Raw genomic sequence first — 16,913 nt, forward strand, 5'->3', positions numbered from 1 at the left:
AATAAAATCAAACGCATGGGGTTACAAGGTATTGCGCGGGCGGTGATAACGCCCCATAAAGCCTGCCGGCAACGGAGCAGAATCCCGCAACGGGGCTACCCCGCCCCCTGACGGCTCAGGGCGCGGGAACCACCGGGGCCCTGCGCAGCTTGATCAGCGAGTCCAGGGTCAGCAGCGCCAGCGCACTCCAGATCAGGCCAAAGGTCACCAGCTTTTCCGGGCTCAGGGGTTCGCCATAGGCGAAAACCGCCAGCAGGAAGATGCCGCTGGGCCCGATGTACTGGAAGAAACCCAGTGCGGTAAGGCTGATGCGGTTGGCCGCGGCGGCGAAGCACATCAGTGGCACCATGGTCACCGGTCCCGCGGCGAACAGCATTAGCTGGGTCCAGCCAGAGTCGTCCGCCGGCCCGGCCGCCGGGCTGCTGCTGAACAAGAGGTAGCCTGCCGCCAGCGGCAGCAGAATGCCGGTTTCCAGCGCCATGCCGGTGAAGCTGCTGACGCCGATTTTCTTGCGCACCAGCCCGTACAGACCGAAGGTGGTCGCCAGCACCAGCGCAATCCAGGGCAGACGCCCGAATTGCACCAGCTCGAACAGCACCGCGGCGACGCAGAGCGCCGCGGCGATGGTGCTGACCCGATCCAGCCGCTCCCGGAAGAACATCATCCCGAGCAGGATGTTGATCAGCGGGTTGATGTAATAGCCGAGGCTCGCACTGAGCATATAGTCGTTGTTCACCGCCCAGATAAAGACTCCCCAGTTGAGCGCGATCAGGGAGGTGGACAGCAGCAGCGCCAGGCGCACCCGGCCGGAGCGCAGCGCCGTCATCAGTTCGTCACGCCGGCGCAACAGCCCGATCAGCCCCAGTGTCAGCACGAAGGACCAGACCACCCGATGCGCCAGAATCTCGGTGGCCGGCACGTGTTGCAGCAGCTTGAAGTAAACCGGGGCGACACCCCAGAGGCTATAGGCCGTAATGGCGAACAGGGCGCCGCTTTTGGCAGTCGGATTCATGGCGTTCTCGAATCTGGATCGATATGTTTCGGGGATCGCCCGAAATGGGTTCAGGATTGTATCACTCCACCAGGCTGCAGCCGATGAAGATTGTTCCCGTTCACCGGATAACCGCGGCAACGCTCTGTTGCCGAAATGTTACCAGTCCAGACAGCACACTGAACGCAGAAAGGCGCACAAAATTCGATGTACCGTTTGAAAACCCATCAATAAAAATGTATACAATACAGCCCCGCGTCGTTCACAAGAAACCGATTAAACTCCGGACAAGAGGCACCGGAGGCGAACCCGGTCTCGACGACGGCAAGGTCAATAACAATGACGGCCGGCACTGCGCTGCACGGTCGCTGAGGATCGAAATGATAACGACAACAGCCCGTCAATCGACCAGAAGCTGAATCGACAGCCGTTTGCGCGGCGCCACCCGGCGCCAAACCTATCGCTTGCCATTTCAGGATTCTGAACGATGAACAAAAACAACCAGAGCAAATCCGTATTCGATTTCTACGGCCGGCCGCCGGTGCTGAAGGCCCTGCCGCTTTCCCTGCAACATATCCTGGCAATGATCATGGGTACCGTGACGGTACCGATCATCGTGGTGGGTGCCGTGGACGCCACCCTCGATGAAAAAATGGCGCTGATCCAGGTCGCGCTGATCGCGTCAGCCCTGTCGACTCTGCTGCAACTGTATGCAATCGGCAGGATGGGCGCGAAACTGCCCACCATTTTCGGCGTCGGCTTCGCCTATGTCCCGACCCTGACCGCCGTTGGCGCCCAGTTCGGCATTGCCGGCATTCTGGGCGCACAGGTGATCGGCGGGATCGCGATGATAGTGGTGGGTCTTTTCATCAAGCGCATACGACACCTGTTCCCGCCGGTGGTGGCAGGCACCGTGGTGCTGGTGATCGGACTGTCACTCTATGATATCGCCATCAACTACATGGCCGGCGGTGTCGGCAGCCCCGACCACGGCTCGGTGGAGAACTGGACCGTCGCCATCGTCACCCTGACGGTGGTGCTGCTGGTATCCCAGTTCGCCCGTGGTTTCCTGCAGCTGGCCTCGATCATCTGCGGCATCGGTGTCGGCTACCTGCTGGCGATGTTCTACGGCATGGTCGACTTCGGTGCGGTGAGCGATGCTCACTGGCTCACCGTACCCAAGCCGCTGGAGTTCGGCATGGAGTTCCACGGCGCCGCCATTATCTCGATGGTGATCATCTGCGTGATCAACTCGGTGCAGACCATCGGCGACCTCTCCGCCACCACCGTCGGCGGCATGAACCGTGAGCTGAGCGACAGGGAACTGTTCGGCGGCCTGCTGGGCAACGGCTTCTGCACCACAGTGGGATCGATCTTCGGCGCCCTGCCGACCGCATCCTTCAGCCAGAACGTCGGCATCGTCGCGATGACCCGGGTGATCAGCCGCTTCGTGCTGGCGCTGGCAGCGGTGTTCCTGCTCGTGGCCGGCTTCATCCCCAAATTCGGCGCCCTGATGACCACCATCCCCTACCCGGTGCTGGGCGGCGCCACCATCATCGTCTTCGGCATGATCACCATGACCGGTATCAAGCTGATCACCAAGGACGAAATGTCGTCGCGCAACGTCACCATCGTCAGTCTGTCGCTGGCCCTGAGCATGGGCATCTACGCCGTGCCGGACTCGATCGAGAAGTTTCCGGAAATGTTCCAGCTGGTCGTAGGCGGTTCGCCGATCGTGATCGCAGCCTTCGTGTCCTTCACGCTCAACCTGTTGCTGCCGCAAAAGACCCTGGCTGACGAGGAACGCGAACGCCGCCAGATCGAGCTGAAGATGAGCAACTGAGAGAGTTTCGTTGTCGCCCCGGGCGAGCCAGTCGCCGCGCCCCCTCTGCGGCGAAAACCGAGTCCGAGCGATCAACTCCCACAGGCCCGCGATATCGCGGGCCTTTTTATGTACAGGATGTACGGTCACTGATTTTTGCTCCTGCAAGATCAGTATTTCCGACGTCCCTGTCGGTCATGCCGCGAGCGCATGGATGCGCAGGAGCGGCGTATGTCAAGTGGCACGCGTTACGGGTTACGGGTTACGGGTTACGAAAAAAGTGGGAGCGGCGTACCCAAACTTACGGGCACTTCCCCGCCGCGAATAGCCTGGCGTCCGGCATAAAAGCTTCGCCGCGAGGCGCGGCTCCCACGGGTGCCCGATACCCGTACAAGCCGCGTACCCAAACTTACGGGCACTTCCTCGCCGCGAATAGCTGTTACGTTCTGTCACGCATCGCGCGCTACCATTCATTGGCTCTGGCGTCCCTGTATCAACGCGGCTGTCGGCCCAGAAACACCCATGCGTAAACCGCCAGATTCACCGCCAGCACCAGAATCCCCAGCCAGTGCTGGATCTCCGGCGTCAGTCCCTGTGGGTAAATCAGCGCCAGCAGATAGCGCTCGACGAAACCACCTTCGTAACCCGCCTCACCCGCCGCCCGCAGCAAACGGTTTTCCAGCGGGGTCAGCGGGCAGATCCAGCCATTGAGTTCCAGCAGCACCGCCCAGACGACCGCCGGCAGATGCAAAAGTCCCAGCGCACGCCGCCACAGCAGCAACAGACCGCCGGCGAGCACGAAGACAATGAACAGCAGATGCAGAATCAGCACCGCATCGGCCAGAAACCGCGCCAGCAACGACCGCTCCCCGCAACCTCAGGCGCGCCGAGCGGCCGGCTGGCGGCATCTGCGCAGTACCCGGTTATCCACAGGAATAGGCTCCCTCGACGCCCTGTTTCAGCTGATACAGGCCATAGGCGAGAAACATCAGGGAGATCAGCGCCGCGGCCATCAGCGGCTTGTCCTGCCCCAGGTCCGGCAGGCCGTCACGCCGGGCTCTGGCCAGATCGTCGGGGTGGTATATGCCGCGGCGGCAGAACAGGAGCGTGACGAAGAACATGCCGGCAACGGCCAGAAAGGTGTGGAGGGTGTAGGTGAAGGCAATCAGCGCACAGGTATCCCCCACTTTCGTGGCGCTGACCCCGAGGACCGCGGCACAGGCCATCATCGCCAGGGCGAAAAGATTGATCGGCGTTTTCGAGCGCGTCACCGCCCCCCAGACTCCCTGCAGAGCGCCGGGGTTTTCGCTGCCGGCACCGACAGGACGGCCGCAACCGATACAGGCGGCGGACTGGTCCGAGATTTCCTGCCCGCAATCCTGACACTTGATCAACGCCATCTGCCATCTCCGCCATACCGACTCACAGAAGTGTAGTGAAGAAAATCCGCACTGACTTGAGCCCCCTCCGGATGACGGGCACAATCTTTGCGCCCGGGAGTACGGCGCGTCCCGGGCAATCCAGAGGAACGATGATGGCTTTTGGCGACTTGAACCTGACCCTGCTGCTCTTTCTTGCACTGGCCAGCTATATCCAGGCTACCACCGGCTTTGCCTTCGGCCTGATTGTCATGGCCTCGGTCACGGCACTGGGCCTCGCCTCGATCGAAACGACGGCTTTTATCATCAGCGTACTCAGCCTGGTGAATACCGTCACAACACTCAAGGGCGGCCTCTGGCGACAACTGAACAAACGTGCCTTCGGCTGGATACTGCTCGGATCGGCCCCGGCAACCTTTGCCGGCCTCTGGCTGCTCGACTACTCGAGCGACGGTCAGAAAGGACTTCTGCAGATCATCCTCGGGGTCAGCCTGGTCGGCAGCAGCCTGATGATGATGTATCGGGTGACTCAGCTGGAACGGCCGTCGCCGGTGACGGCCTTTGCCGCCAGCGGAGTACTGGCGGGCCTGATGGGCGGCCTGTTCTCGACCGCCGGGCCACCCATCAGTTTCATGATGTACCGCCAGCCGGACTCGATTGCCGCCATCAGGGCCACCCTGCTGTGCCTGTTCAGTGTCGCCGCCGTTCTGCGTATCGGCGCTGTCGCGGCGATTGGGTCCGTCAACGAAAGCATGATCGCCCTGAGCGTAACCGGGGCACCGGTCGTGTGGCTGGGTGCCCTGGTGGCCCGCCGCTTTCCGCCGCCGCTTTCGAACGAGGCGCTGCGGCGCATCGCATTCGGCATACTGCTGTTTTCGGGCGTGTTCCTGACGATCAAGGGCCTGGTTTAACAGGCTGTTGAAAATCTATCTGCGTTGCCGGATGCGTCGTTAAAAGCAGGCTCAAAATGCTCATTTAGTCCACTAAACTGCCACCGGGCTTCAGCCGCTCGCATACCCGGGCAACCTCCGTATCGACACCCTCGGACAGAGGCAAAACATTCAGACCCGGCACGACGTCAAAACCTTCGGCTTCCTGTGAAGCCAGGGCAACAAAAGCCCATGAAACCCAACAACGAATACAAAAAAGCCCGAGACCTGCGTCCCGGGCTTGTTGTTGTCGACGAACTCGACTATTCAGCGTCGGTCAGCAGCAGCACACCTGCACCGGTGTTGGAGATCGGCGCGTGGTAGTGCTTGTGCAGCACGTTGACCCTGTCGTTCAGGGCACCGCGCATCACCATCCACATGATCACTTCGATCCCTTCGGTGCCGGCTTTTTCCATGATGTAGTCGTTGCTCAGGCCGGTCATCCAGCTCGGATCGTTGATGATCCTGTCCATGCACTGCAGGTCGAAATCCACATCGATGATGCCGGCACGCTCGCCCTGCAGCTGATGGGAAAGACCGCCGGTGCCGATCACCACCACTTTCATATCCTCCGGGTAGGCGTCGATCGCCTTGCGCAGGGACTTGCCCAGGTCGTAGCAGCGTTTGGCGCTGGTCAGCGGGTGCTGCACGGTGTTCACCGCCAGCGGAATCGCTTTCGGCCAGTTAGCCGCCGGCTTGTCGCGCCAGAACAGGTTCATCGGCACCATGAAGCCGTGATCCACCTTCATCTCCTGACAGGTGGTGATATCGAACTCGTCACGGATCATGCTTTCGGCGATGTGCCAGGACAGTTCGGCGTCGCCCTTCACGTCGGCGCTGGCCGGAATACCCCAGCCTTCATCGTCGTTCTGGTAGCTGTCGGCACACCCCAGGGCAAAGGTCGGTACCTGGTTGAGGAAGAAATTCAGGCCGTGGTCGTTGTAAACGACGATGGCCAGATCCGGCTGCACCTCATCGAGCCACTGTCTGACCGGCTCGTAACCGTCGAAGAAACGTTTCCAGTACGGCTCCTGCTCCAGTTTGCCGTGCATGGCGTTACCGATCGCCGGGATATGGGAGGTGGTCAGGCCACCGATAATCTTAGCCATGCCAGAACCCTCCTTCCTGCTTCAGTCGCTCTTCAAAACCGGATGCATTGTTCAGCAGGATCTGCTTGAACTCGTCGGTGCTGATGCCGTGAAAGGCGGCACCCGCATCCTGCACGGTCATACCGTGGAAGACGGCAATCTTGGCCAGATAGTAGATATTGCCTCCCATCTGCAGAAGTTTCAGAAATTCACCATTGAGCACAGCTTCCCGCTGCTCATCGCTGAGCCCGTATTTGCGGCAGTAGGCGTCCATGTCGGCGGCAAACTCCCGGCGGTTCGCTTCGCAGTTGAAAGAAAACGCCATGCGGTTCAGGGCATAGCCGGAGTGGGAACGTTTGCCATCGAAGACATAGGTACCGGGAATCTCATCGTAATCGTGTCGACGCCACGCCATGATGAATCTCCTCTCTTTTGTTATGGGATATAGGGTCGCCGACCGGATCAACCGGTCTTGCGCTTTGGGATCGCGTTATCGAACGAAGCCCATCGTCGCTCTTTACCCCTATAACAAGAAGGGACATTTAACGGAAAAACTTGTACATTTCGAAGATCCACAGTGTCGCGAAAAGCGCCCGGAGAACTGGAGAACCCCATGCCGCAGAACATCCCTACCGTGCAGCTCTACGGGGAAGAGATCTGGCAGCAGACGCCCGATTACCTTCACTGCGAACCCTTGATCACCCGTTCCCGGGAGCACCGCTTTCAGATACGTCCGCACCGCCACCCGGGCATCACCCAGGTGTTTCATCTGCGTCGAGGGCAGGGCGACGCCAAGATCGACGGCCGCCGGCTGGAGGTCAGGGCGCCCTCGCTGATTCTGATTTCCCCCATGACCGTGCATGACTTTGCCTGGTCCGCCGATGTCTCCGGCACGGTGCTGTCGGTAGCCACGGCGCGACTTGAACGAGCACGCCGCTCCCAGGACGACCCCGCGCCTCTGTCGCACACGTCATTGGTCAGGCTGAAGCAGCAGGACCGGGAACTGGACCTGCTGTTCGAGATGCTGCTTGCAGAATATCGCCGGCCACCGGACAGCGCCCGTGATGGCGCCCTGCAGGCGTTCGTGAACCTGCTTGCGGTGCGAGTGGATCGGCTGGAGCAGGAAAGACTTGAAGAGGAACGCCATGGCAAGGACCGCCAGCATCGCGGCCAACTGCACCTCAAGCGTTTTCTGGATGGGGTAAACCGGGATTATGTGCAGCAGCGCACCGTGGAAAGCTACGCCGAAGAGCTGGGGATCACCGCCCCTTACCTGAACCAGCTATGCCGTGAACTGACCGGCCGCAATGCGCTGCAGATCATACATGAACGCCTGGTCATCGAGGCCCGGCGCAGCCTCATCTACACCGCCCTGCGCGTCAGTGAAATCGCCTATGAGCTGGGCTTTTCCGACCCGGCCTACTTCACCCGCTTCTTCCGCCGCCACACCGGCCACTCGCCAAGGGCGTTCCGCCGCGAGAATGCCCAGGATACCGGCTCCAGCGGCAGTTTCTCAGCTTCTGCCACGGACGGGGTCACCCATCAGCCCGAACCGGGCTAATCGCTGACACCGTTTGCATCCCCCTTCTTCGCAACGATGAAAACCGACTCCCGTGACGGTTGCCATTCGTAGTCGATACGGAAACCGGCGCCGGTCAGCATGGCGAGCAGTTGCGGTTTGTCGAAGCGGTTGACGTAGGGCGCGAACCCCAGGCACTGCATAATCGGTATCAGTAGCCGCCAGTGGAGCTTGGCGTCGGCAATCAGTGCGGTACTCGATACGAAGATTCCTCCCGGCTTCAGCAGCTCGTACACCCGGGTAACGGCCGCATCGACATCCTCGAGCAAATGCAAAATGTTCAGCCCCAGCACGGCATCAAAGCTTTCGGCATTGCACTGCAGGCTGTCCAGCGTGCCCTGCTGGAAGCAGATGTTTTGGACACCGGCCTGCCCTGCCTTAGACCTTGCGAACTCCAGCATCCTGGCCGAGATATCGATTGCGAGTATATGTTTGACGTGGGGGGCGTGGACAATTGCCGTGCCCCCGGTGCCACACCCGAACTCCAGTACCTCCCAGTCGGGCCGGAAATAGCGCCGCGTGACCTCCAGCTTCTTCCGGTAACTCTCTTCGTCCTTCACCGCCATGCCGGCGTAGCGGGACGCGATCCCGTCCCAGAATTGTTCTGAACTTTTCAATGGCACATCTGCTGTTGGAGGCTCTGTTTTTAACCCGGGAATTCCGGTCTCTCAGTATATTCCGGGAATCAAGCGATAACGCACACGTCTTGCGTAGTCCCGATAGCCCGGCAACTCCAGCTGTAACGTCCGGTCCTCCAGCGCGGTTCGGATCACCCCGATGATGGTTGCCACCGCTGCAGGAATCAGCGTCCATACCGACCCGAGTGCAAGAACAATACCGAACAGAGCCAAAATATTTCCGGCATACCCCGGATGGCGGACAAACCGATACGGGCCACTGTCACACACCGCATGGCCGCGATCCGTCTGAATCCTTACCACGCTGGAGAAAAAGCGGTTCTCCGCCAACGCCCAGGCAGCGAAAGCGTATCCGAACGCAATCAGAACGAAGCCGACAACGACGAGCCACAGCTCAAATTCGGGGCTCCAGCGATAGCGGTGATCCAGCCCCGCCACGATGACCACAGGAAAGCCGATGCTCAGCGCCATCAGCGGAGCCAGCACCTTGTCCCAGGCTTTTGCGTTCTGAAAATTCTTTCTATTTTGTCTTTCAGAGATTAACCCGGGATGCCGTTGTTCCGCCCAGATACGCCCACCAATACCGGCGGCCAGAATCAGCACGGAGTAAAGCCACGCCGGCCACCAAACCAGGTCCCCACCGCAGAGAAATAAAACCAGCGGGATCAGGAGATATGCGATAACCAACCTGACCCACTGGCGGGGAGATACGGCAGGAGGTGCTTGGTCATTGACTGTCTTTTCTGACATGAACAGTAACGGCTTCAAGTAACCGGGGCAGATCTTGCTATTTGTTATTCGCTCGAGAGAGACCAGTGAGGAACAAGATCTGACCCCGCACCCATATGCCTGCTTATTGTCGTACCACCATAATGCGCACAGGCTCACCAGGCTCAAGAGCGAAGGGATCTATATGCTCGGTACTAGTGAACAGCAGCTCACCGTTGTGCTCGATTCGAGCCCTCAGCCCGTAGCGCATGCGCTCGTCGATGGCCGCCGGATCGTACACCAGTCTGAATGAATAGGGTCCCGGCCCATCAACGATATGGGTGTACCTGGTAATGACGGTGGCAGGCGCATCCATACGCGACTGATCTTCCAGCGTCACCAAAACTTCGGCGCCCGGCGGCAAGGCAATGCGCTCGCGGTACCAGACGTCACCGCTGATGACGCGCATGAGCGAGTTGTCAGGCTTCTGCGACTGTTCAGCCATAGGAGTCTCCAGGTTACTGCAAGCCGTCAGTAACAGCGCACAAATGCCCAGCAACCAACTGTTATTTCGAATCATGCTTTTGCCCTCCTCGAAATGATCAATCTAGCACATATCTGAAAAAGTGAACTGTGGAGGTCATGCTGAGGGGTAACAGTCATTCACCTTACACCTGTCACCCGCCGTCAGGGTCTGGCGGTAGCGGGTTTGTTACCTGGTATAGATAATAAAGTATAGAAGTTATACAAGACCCACCTCAGACGACTTTTAGAAACAGGGGAAAGAGACAGGATCCGCCAGCCACTCGAGTTCGGTATACTGTCCACGGAAATCCCGTCCGCCTTGTTTTATATAAATTTCACTCGCTCATCCATGCATTCATAAGAACCCATTTCGAACTCGCGACATACCCAAGGCCGGTTTTCGTAGATTGTGCACATGAATGTTTCTCTATCCAAGGCAGCACACCAACCATCGCTTAATCGCAACATTGTCTCACCGCCGTACTGGTCACGTTCGATAAACTCTTCTGGAACGCCTGTGTCTGAAATAATCAGAACTTCAAGACGGCAACAACAGGCTTTGCAGTTTGAACAAGATATGTCTGAGGAAGAAGAGCTTTTAATTGGTATATTCATGAGCAACTACTAATTGGTCAATTTGCGCATTATACCTTAAATTCAATATAACTTTCCTCAGTTTTCAGTAAACACTCGCCTTGTGAGCCATAACGCCAAGCGTAGCGCAGGACTGTGAGCTTTCAACCGGGAAAACCGGAAGAAAATACCCTATTCGCACACACCCAATGACTCTCTTGGACAGAATAATGCAGAGTTAGGTATACTGTCCCCGAAATTCCGATGGTTGAGCGGCGAGAGGTAACCAACTGCTGACAGTGATACGCTTACGTAATGGGTGACCTCTTTAGCCAGGAACGAACGACAACAGTTGGTTATGCGGTGCGCGGTGCAAACATGATGATTGCCATACCCAACAACGCGACGGCCGAACCAGCCAAATCCCACACAGTTGGCCGAATACCATCAACGATCCAAAGCCAAATGATCGCCATGAAAATATACACACCACCGTACGCAGCATAGACTCTGCCAGCAGCAGTTGGATGCAGCGACAGTAACCATGCAAATGCTGCAAGACTCAACGCGCCTGGCACCAGAAGCCAGATAGTTTTGCCCTCACGAAGCCAGAGGTAAGGCAAGTAACAACCAACGATCTCTGCCAATGCGGTCACCAGGAAAAGACCAACTGTTTTCAATTCAGGCAATGACATTATCCCCTTGGCAGTAACACATAATGCCGCGATCTGCGGCAAATCAGGAGCACAGCTTAGCAGAAAGAACAGGTCTTTATTTTCGCCTCTACTTAATGAGCAAAAGGCAAGACCTAAACCCTTTTTCTATTTTTAAATAATATTCATACTTTGAGTTTTACTTCTATCTTTAATTATCCCTTTCTTCATTTCATCTGTGCAAATTTTCGAGGAAATATTCTGGGACTTTAGAATTCTCATTGGCTCTGTAAGTTTTCTTGACTTTCCAGACTCAAAATATAAGGCCAAGTCAGCAAAATGTAAAACCTGCCTAGTTAGAACCCATCGGTAGTGAGCATAAATTGAGCTTGATTTAATTAGTTTATAATCTTTAGCCACGTTCTTTTCTAATGCACCTAGATTATCGCGCCTAAAGTAATTAAGTATTTCATATTTATTTGCAAGCATAAATATTTTGTTATCGTCGTCTTTGTGTTCTACACCTATGCGAGGGCTAGGATTAAATGCCCATGCCTCAGCAATAACTTTCTTAGTATCGTCGTGATTTTTAACATGCACCGCAAGCCCGCCCCCAAGGGATGCGCCTACCGCAATGATGGGGAGTCGCTCTGCAATTGCACTCTGTTTGACTTTATCAACATAAGCGCGAGCATCATCAAACTGAACTGGAAATATCCAAAAATTGTGCAATAAATAGTCCCTAAACTGATTAGATCCACCAAAAGATATTATTATATTAATTGGAGTCCCAAATTCGTCATGCAGAACAAAAGTCATTGCATCAAAGCCATTCTCCAGATTTTCTCGCAACTCCACTACTTCCTTTAGCCTTTCAGGTTTGTCAAAATGAAAATCTAGCTCTTTATTAGCTCTTTGAAGTGGTAATACAGCTGCTATAGCATAGATATAGCCTGATTTAGAAAGCTGCAGCCTCTTTCTAAATTTCGGACCTGCTGTATTGTAGTCTTGATACTTTTTAACTACATCAAGATAACGAACATCGCACCAAGCACGCCCTTCAAGTTTCCCCCAGTTTGCTGGCATAATTCCACAACCTGACAAGAGAACCACGAATAAAACAGAAATTCCGGTACGTAATGATATTCTCAAATTAATCTCCTTTCCGATTCAAGCTGTTATGGTAGTTTATAAGGCTCATGGGGAGCCTTGTGGCAGTATAATTATTTCCGAAGCAATGGGATCAAAGACATGACCCCGTTGGTTTGAACCCGTTGGTTCCTCCTTCGAAAGTTAACGTCATCATGCGCTGGGGCAAACCTAAGCGTAGCGTAGGTCTGCTGCAGCAGCATTTTGTTAAGCTATTTACACTCTAGCTCCTTGATTAGATCTTCATCTTCCGTCTCTATTGCTTCAATACAAGCAGCATATTTCTTTTTCGCAAGTTCAAGCGAAAGAGAGCTATTCAGCGCTTCAGCTTCACTAGTATCATTAGACTTAAAGCTCTCGAAAATATTGCCAACAGCACTAAAATAAGCACCCAGAATATCAGCAGGGAGCTTCAACAAGGCTATAGCCTCGCCATCAGTGTCTTGCTTGTATTTTGTTGGGACACCGTCCACAAATGCAAAGTCTGCTTCGTTGTTAGCAAAAAATGTTTTGGAAACAGGAAGAAATAGAATTCTTGATTCTGACGGTGAAAAGACTATTGAGGACACATTCAAGCCCAGGCCAGTAGCAGCCACTTTATATGGCTCATTTTGACGATAAAAGATGCCTGAGTATGATTCTTCTGGCTTTTTAGCATGAGCCTTAGTTCCATTGGCCAACGCAGCTTTGCTAATAGTAACTATCAAGCGACAGGGATTATACGACCCTGTATTGGAGTATGTAAAAATATGCTCCCCATCAGTAGTACAGTTTCCTGCTGGCGCAGGTTGCCCTACTAAGCTATAAGTTCGTAACTGCCCATATGTAGTAGCTAAATTTTTAAATGCATCTGTTACGTTACTTACAGTAGTTGACTTGCTAGAAGTTAATAATCCTTTTTCGTTTACGGCAACATCTAACGTATTTTTACCTAATAAGTTACTCCCATGATTCAAGACATATTGTTTAGACAAGTCAGGATACGCAGGTGTTGTTCCAAAAGATACTCTTGTTATTTTATTGCTTTCTACATTAACCGTAACGACAAAGTCTTTTTTAGGCATGTAATATGTCAAGCCATCAACATCCTCAGCCTTTGGGTCTTCAATTGATTTTATGCTCGAGCAAGAGGTGACAAATAAGGCACAAAGAAATACCATGAATATTCTCATCATAATGAGCTCCAATGCCCCCATTTAAAACAACCAAAAAGTAACCGGGAGAATTACTTTTCGACTACGAAAAAGTTAACGGGGTCAGGTCTTTATTTTTGCCTTTCAGTTTAGAAGCAAAGTCAAAAGACAAGACCTGACCCGTTACTCATTGCATCTAGGACAAAGTTCTTGCTGTATCTTTTTCTTACTCCGGCTTGTAACTCCATCGTGATCTCCTAGTGTCCGGCCGAACGCTGCCGTAACGGGCCTCGCGAAGCGAGGTCCAAGGCACGAAGTGCCTGTTCGTTCACGGCCTTGTTAGCCTTACACATGACGTAGATCCTCTGGCCTAATGTCATTTGGTATGGCAGCTCTGTATTGCTCGGCGTTGATATTTAGGGTCCAGTTCGTATTCGCGCCCGAAAAGACGGCCCACGGAAATAAAAATGCGTCAACTACACCTACTTCCCTTACGAGCAAAACTCGCAAGTCGAAAGAGCAGTCGTTATTAAAGTAGTGAGCAGTGAGATCTGCCTGTATTGCTGCTATATCGACGAGAAGTGGATTAGGGTTTGTGGTATATACCCGCACACAAACATGAAAGGGCTGACGTTGTTCTAAAGACGGCAATCCATGTAGTCCCTCAAGTTCATCTAGATCATGACGAAGCAGCTTTTCTCGAAATTCATCTAGATGCCAACTGTCATCGATGTACTTTAGGGTGCTGACAACAACTCGCGCAAGTCTCCTAAGATTAGCAGCACTGATTTCTATGGTCTCTCCTATCACACCTCTCCTAGAGCTGGCCACTCGAATAGAACCATCAGTCGCGATGAAATGTCTGTCGTGAATAATTGTTCCACGGAGTGGTTCTAATAACCTGTAAAGGCCAATGAGACGTTCCTTTAGCCACGTCCGCGAGGAGATTAATTGAGGAAATACCGGTTCGCTCGAAAGATGCTGTAACTTTTGCTGAAAACGGAAAGTCGAGGAAATTCCGTTCTCCTCAAGAATCCATTCAATCAACATATCTAGAAGCTTGAAAGTCGAGACAAAGACAAGAGGTGCACCCGCCTTTAGAAAGCTAGGTCTCCAGTCACCAATGATGGCGTTCATCCGGCCATGACCAATGAACTCAGCTGTAGGATTATCTAGCTTATAAATTACTCCATCTGGCCAAGAAGGAAACAGATCGTCTTCTACAAGTGCGTAAACTGCTTCTAAAAGCCAGCGTTCATAATCAGTTCGCTCGTTAAGTCTGGTAACCGATGCTGGGTCAAAAATTGGTGTCATAAAGTTGTAGAAATCCATGATAGGCTAACGCCGCCAGCACGCGCGGCTTTGTAGCGGAGGCGAAGCCGCAACGAAAAAGCCGTCGCTGTGCCTGGCCTTGTTAAGCCTACAATGCTGCATATGTCTCTTCCGAAACCTCTTCACCATCTGGATTAACCCATGAAAGCACTGCGTTGTATGCAGTAGGACTCCCGAAGTGGATCGCTGCAATCAAAGTAACAGAACCTCCGGGCTGGAGTATTGGTACGGGAAATTTAGCCTCGTAATCATTTTTGACAAGAGGACTGTCTTCCGGTTTTACCAATAACCGTAGATCAACATCTTTTGCGGCGACATCGCTGATGTTTGTTATCCGGAATCGGTAGGTTTTACCGTCTTTAAAAATGTCGAAGGAGAGTCGAGCAGCATCTTTTCCCTTCTCCTCCCGGAGCAGAATCTCCAACTGCTTTTTGGCAAGTTCCGACGTTGCACGCTGAAGGTCATTGGCTTCTCTCTGAATTTTTCGCTGTCCACCCCAAACGACCAAGCTGACGATGGTCGCGATACAGCCCAAGACGACACTCAAAATCTCGTACTTTGACACCTCGACTAACTCCCCTTGGGCTTAACGCCGCCAACACGCGCAGCTTTGTAGTGTAGGCGAAGCCACAACGGAAAAGCTGTCGCAGTGCTTGGCCTTGTTAACCTACCTTTTTAGGATGTTCATAAGAACGATTTCGTCATCACTTTTAGTCAGAAACAGCCGCAAAGAATGGTGCTTTAAAACGTATATTTCTTCTTCTGCGCCCTGCAGCTTATGTATATTAGGCGAAGAAAGATCAATCCCATCTGTATCGATTTTCTTGAGGATATCATGGAGTCCGACATTAACAAGCCCCGGGCGCTTATCCATCTCTCGCAATTGTTCAGCTGCCTCAGTAGAAACAAAGAGACTCATTGTTTTACCCCCAGATCCTTCAATAAGGTAGACGCTTTAACCAAATTTGCCTTGTCAGGATCTGTCTTCACTTGCCGGGCAAAAGCTTCCAGTTTGGTTTTTCGGATATGCGCAAGACAGAAGGCATCATCCGAGAAGGCATACACTCTCTCGTCATGCTTCAGATAGAAAATTTGTGCGGAAACCCAGATAACAACTACTATCAAAAGCCACCAGAACGATTCGGCCTTATGAAAGGCAGACCATTCAACCACACCAGACTTAGATATCTCGGTAGCGAAAAGACTGCAAAGCACACCAACCGCAATCGTGAGCAGCGACGAAACTATCAGCCTAAACTTTGGATTTCCTATTATTTCCTCAGTATTCATCGATTCCTCGAATGAGGTTAACGCCGCGCACACCGGCGCGAGCTTGCGAGCGTCCGGCAGCCGAAGGCTGCGAAGTGCTGCGCCTGGTTATGAGTGCTCACTTCCTGCCACCAAAATTATGATGATGGAACTCTGGCACAACTACATCCTTACCGTTTGCGAGCTTTTGACCACAATAAGGGCAGAATGCCACCTGAATTCTAACGACTTCGATTATCTGCCCCTCATATTCAAGATAATGATCTTGCTCAAGATCTTCCTCCGTCGCTACCCGATTCAGGTTTAGATAGACATCAGTGCCATCTTCTTCGAACCATACTTCAGCAAGCGAGCAAGAAGTGCAGCTATGAATAATATTTAGAACCCTGTTAAGCACTCATAACGCCCGCAGCAGAGGCGTGAGCTTGCGAGCGTCCTGCTGCCTGCGCTTGTTATGTGCAATTTCAACCATTGATTCTTAGCTCGTCCTTGAATATTTCATCAACGTCTTTAAGTTGCTTACCAAACCACATGACAATCTCTTGTTTTGCTTCGTCATTTCCACTCTCAATACTCGTATCGAGCGCGACGGACTGTTTATGAACTTGTTCGATAAATGAAACGATCGAAGGGCTGAACACCGCGAATGCACCCCTTGTTTTCTTGAGAAAGTGAACACGATCTTCCATTTCAGCCTTAGATCTATAAACGACAGAAAATAGATATTCGCTCGTCGTCATGAATATTTCGTAACGACGATCGAACAGTTCGTGCTGTAGCCGAGCTTGATTGATCTTCCATTGCAAAATTCCGAGACCTATGCCCAGTATCGCAATAACGGGGGTGATCAAGGCCGTAGATATATCAAGCCAGTCTTTTTCAGGCATCATCGCGGAATTTTCTTACACATAACAGTCTGTTAATGAGGCCTTCGGCCTTATAATAATTATTAGAAGGTATACCTTTTGAACTTCATCACGAAACAGAGCCAAAATCCTAACATATTGATTTCCATATTAAACCGCATAACCTATGACTCGAACGCAATGTTAAAAAGGCATTTCACCTCGTCCCCCGGACCAAAAGCTATACGTATAGCTTCTTCCAAACATTTCATGGACGAGCTGTTGAAGATGGCGAAGCAT

Annotated in this window: 20 protein-coding genes; 3 read left to right on the forward strand and 17 right to left on the reverse strand. The window is 53.2% G+C overall.

The genetic code is table 11. The features are described from left to right. Window positions 1–115: 115 nt before the first annotated feature. On the reverse strand, window positions 116–1,012 hold the full coding sequence (gene rarD / locus IEX85_RS18255) for an EamA family transporter RarD (RefSeq protein WP_188862060.1): 897 nt from the start codon (window positions 1,010–1,012) through the stop codon (window positions 116–118). Between the two features lie 466 nt (window positions 1,013–1,478). Between rarD and IEX85_RS18260 the strand changes: the two genes are divergently transcribed. Then, on the forward strand, window positions 1,479–2,834 hold the full coding sequence (locus IEX85_RS18260; RefSeq protein WP_188862061.1) for a uracil-xanthine permease family protein: 1,356 nt from the start codon (window positions 1,479–1,481) through the stop codon (window positions 2,832–2,834). Between the two features lie 472 nt (window positions 2,835–3,306). Here IEX85_RS18260 and IEX85_RS18265 read toward each other — a convergent pair whose 3' ends face one another. Together IEX85_RS18265 and IEX85_RS18270 are read right to left on the reverse strand one after the other, a co-directional pair. Next, window positions 3,307–3,672 (reverse strand): DUF2784 domain-containing protein, encoded by a 366-nt coding sequence (locus tag IEX85_RS18265; RefSeq protein ID WP_188862062.1) that lies wholly within the window; start codon window positions 3,670–3,672, stop codon window positions 3,307–3,309. Window positions 3,673–3,736: 64 nt separating this feature from the next. After that, the gene (locus IEX85_RS18270; protein WP_188862063.1) at window positions 3,737–4,213 is read right to left on the reverse strand and encodes a hypothetical protein; all 477 of its coding nucleotides are present in this window, start codon (window positions 4,211–4,213) and stop codon (window positions 3,737–3,739) included. A 221-nt stretch (window positions 4,214–4,434) separates the two neighbouring features. Between IEX85_RS18270 and IEX85_RS18275 the strand changes: the two genes are divergently transcribed. Beyond that, window positions 4,435–5,103 (forward strand): TSUP family transporter, encoded by a 669-nt coding sequence (locus IEX85_RS18275; protein ID WP_373290931.1) that lies wholly within the window; start codon window positions 4,435–4,437, stop codon window positions 5,101–5,103. Between the two features lie 281 nt (window positions 5,104–5,384). Here IEX85_RS18275 and IEX85_RS18280 read toward each other — a convergent pair whose 3' ends face one another. Beyond that, complete coding sequence (locus tag IEX85_RS18280) at window positions 5,385–6,230, reverse strand: class III extradiol dioxygenase family protein (RefSeq protein WP_188862064.1); 846 nt, start codon at window positions 6,228–6,230, stop codon at window positions 5,385–5,387. Further along, window positions 6,223–6,624, reverse strand: a complete 402-nt coding sequence (locus tag IEX85_RS18285; RefSeq protein ID WP_188862065.1) for a protocatechuate 3,4-dioxygenase — start codon at window positions 6,622–6,624, stop codon at window positions 6,223–6,225. The genes IEX85_RS18280 and IEX85_RS18285 overlap by 8 nt, the downstream gene beginning before the upstream one ends. Before the next feature lie 198 nt (window positions 6,625–6,822). On the opposite strand from IEX85_RS18285, the gene IEX85_RS18290 reads away from it, so the two are divergent. Next, window positions 6,823–7,770 (forward strand): helix-turn-helix domain-containing protein, encoded by a 948-nt coding sequence (locus IEX85_RS18290; protein ID WP_188862066.1) that lies wholly within the window; start codon window positions 6,823–6,825, stop codon window positions 7,768–7,770. Here the strand turns inward: IEX85_RS18290 and IEX85_RS18295 are convergent. The 12 genes from IEX85_RS18295 to IEX85_RS18350 all read right to left on the reverse strand — a co-directional run bounded on the left by IEX85_RS18295 (window position 7,767) and on the right by IEX85_RS18350 (window position 16,658). Next, window positions 7,767–8,405 (reverse strand): class I SAM-dependent methyltransferase, encoded by a 639-nt coding sequence (locus IEX85_RS18295; protein WP_188862067.1) that lies wholly within the window; start codon window positions 8,403–8,405, stop codon window positions 7,767–7,769. The two genes, IEX85_RS18290 and IEX85_RS18295, sit on opposite strands and share 4 nt — an antisense overlap. Window positions 8,406–8,456: 51 nt before the next feature. Then, window positions 8,457–9,176, reverse strand: coding sequence for a methyltransferase family protein (locus tag IEX85_RS18300; RefSeq protein ID WP_188862068.1), 720 nt, complete (start codon window positions 9,174–9,176; stop codon window positions 8,457–8,459). A 103-nt stretch (window positions 9,177–9,279) separates the two neighbouring features. After that, window positions 9,280–9,714: a YbaY family lipoprotein gene (locus IEX85_RS18305; protein ID WP_188862069.1), complete on the reverse strand. Its 435-nt coding sequence runs from the start codon at window positions 9,712–9,714 to the stop codon at window positions 9,280–9,282. A 269-nt stretch (window positions 9,715–9,983) separates the two neighbouring features. Continuing rightward, a complete protein-coding gene (locus tag IEX85_RS18310) occupies window positions 9,984–10,274 on the reverse strand; it encodes a YkgJ family cysteine cluster protein (RefSeq protein WP_188862070.1) in 291 nt (96 codons plus the stop codon). 314 nt (window positions 10,275–10,588) lie between these two features. Next, complete coding sequence (locus IEX85_RS18315) at window positions 10,589–10,921, reverse strand: YnfA family protein (protein ID WP_188862071.1); 333 nt, start codon at window positions 10,919–10,921, stop codon at window positions 10,589–10,591. A 138-nt stretch (window positions 10,922–11,059) separates the two neighbouring features. Further along, entirely contained in the window at window positions 11,060–12,037 is a 978-nt protein-coding gene (locus IEX85_RS18320; protein ID WP_188862072.1) for a hypothetical protein, read from the reverse strand. Between the two features lie 209 nt (window positions 12,038–12,246). Further along, entirely contained in the window at window positions 12,247–13,209 is a 963-nt protein-coding gene (locus IEX85_RS18325) for a hypothetical protein (RefSeq protein WP_229722003.1), read from the reverse strand. 303 nt (window positions 13,210–13,512) lie between these two features. Next, the gene (locus IEX85_RS18330) at window positions 13,513–14,499 is read right to left on the reverse strand and encodes a hypothetical protein (RefSeq protein ID WP_229722004.1); all 987 of its coding nucleotides are present in this window, start codon (window positions 14,497–14,499) and stop codon (window positions 13,513–13,515) included. An 88-nt stretch (window positions 14,500–14,587) separates the two neighbouring features. Further along, window positions 14,588–15,064 (reverse strand): hypothetical protein, encoded by a 477-nt coding sequence (locus tag IEX85_RS18335; protein ID WP_188862073.1) that lies wholly within the window; start codon window positions 15,062–15,064, stop codon window positions 14,588–14,590. Between the two features lie 102 nt (window positions 15,065–15,166). Then, window positions 15,167–15,418, reverse strand: coding sequence for a hypothetical protein (locus tag IEX85_RS18340; RefSeq protein ID WP_188862074.1), 252 nt, complete (start codon window positions 15,416–15,418; stop codon window positions 15,167–15,169). Continuing rightward, window positions 15,415–15,789: a hypothetical protein gene (locus IEX85_RS18345; RefSeq protein ID WP_188862075.1), complete on the reverse strand. Its 375-nt coding sequence runs from the start codon at window positions 15,787–15,789 to the stop codon at window positions 15,415–15,417. The genes IEX85_RS18340 and IEX85_RS18345 overlap by 4 nt, the downstream gene beginning before the upstream one ends. Window positions 15,790–16,232: 443 nt before the next feature. Further along, the gene (locus IEX85_RS18350) at window positions 16,233–16,658 is read right to left on the reverse strand and encodes a hypothetical protein (RefSeq protein WP_188862076.1); all 426 of its coding nucleotides are present in this window, start codon (window positions 16,656–16,658) and stop codon (window positions 16,233–16,235) included. Window positions 16,659–16,913 lie beyond the last annotated feature (255 nt).

Source organism: Marinobacterium nitratireducens (genome assembly GCF_014645375.1).
GTDB lineage: Bacteria > Pseudomonadota > Gammaproteobacteria > Pseudomonadales > Balneatricaceae > Marinobacterium_A > Marinobacterium_A nitratireducens.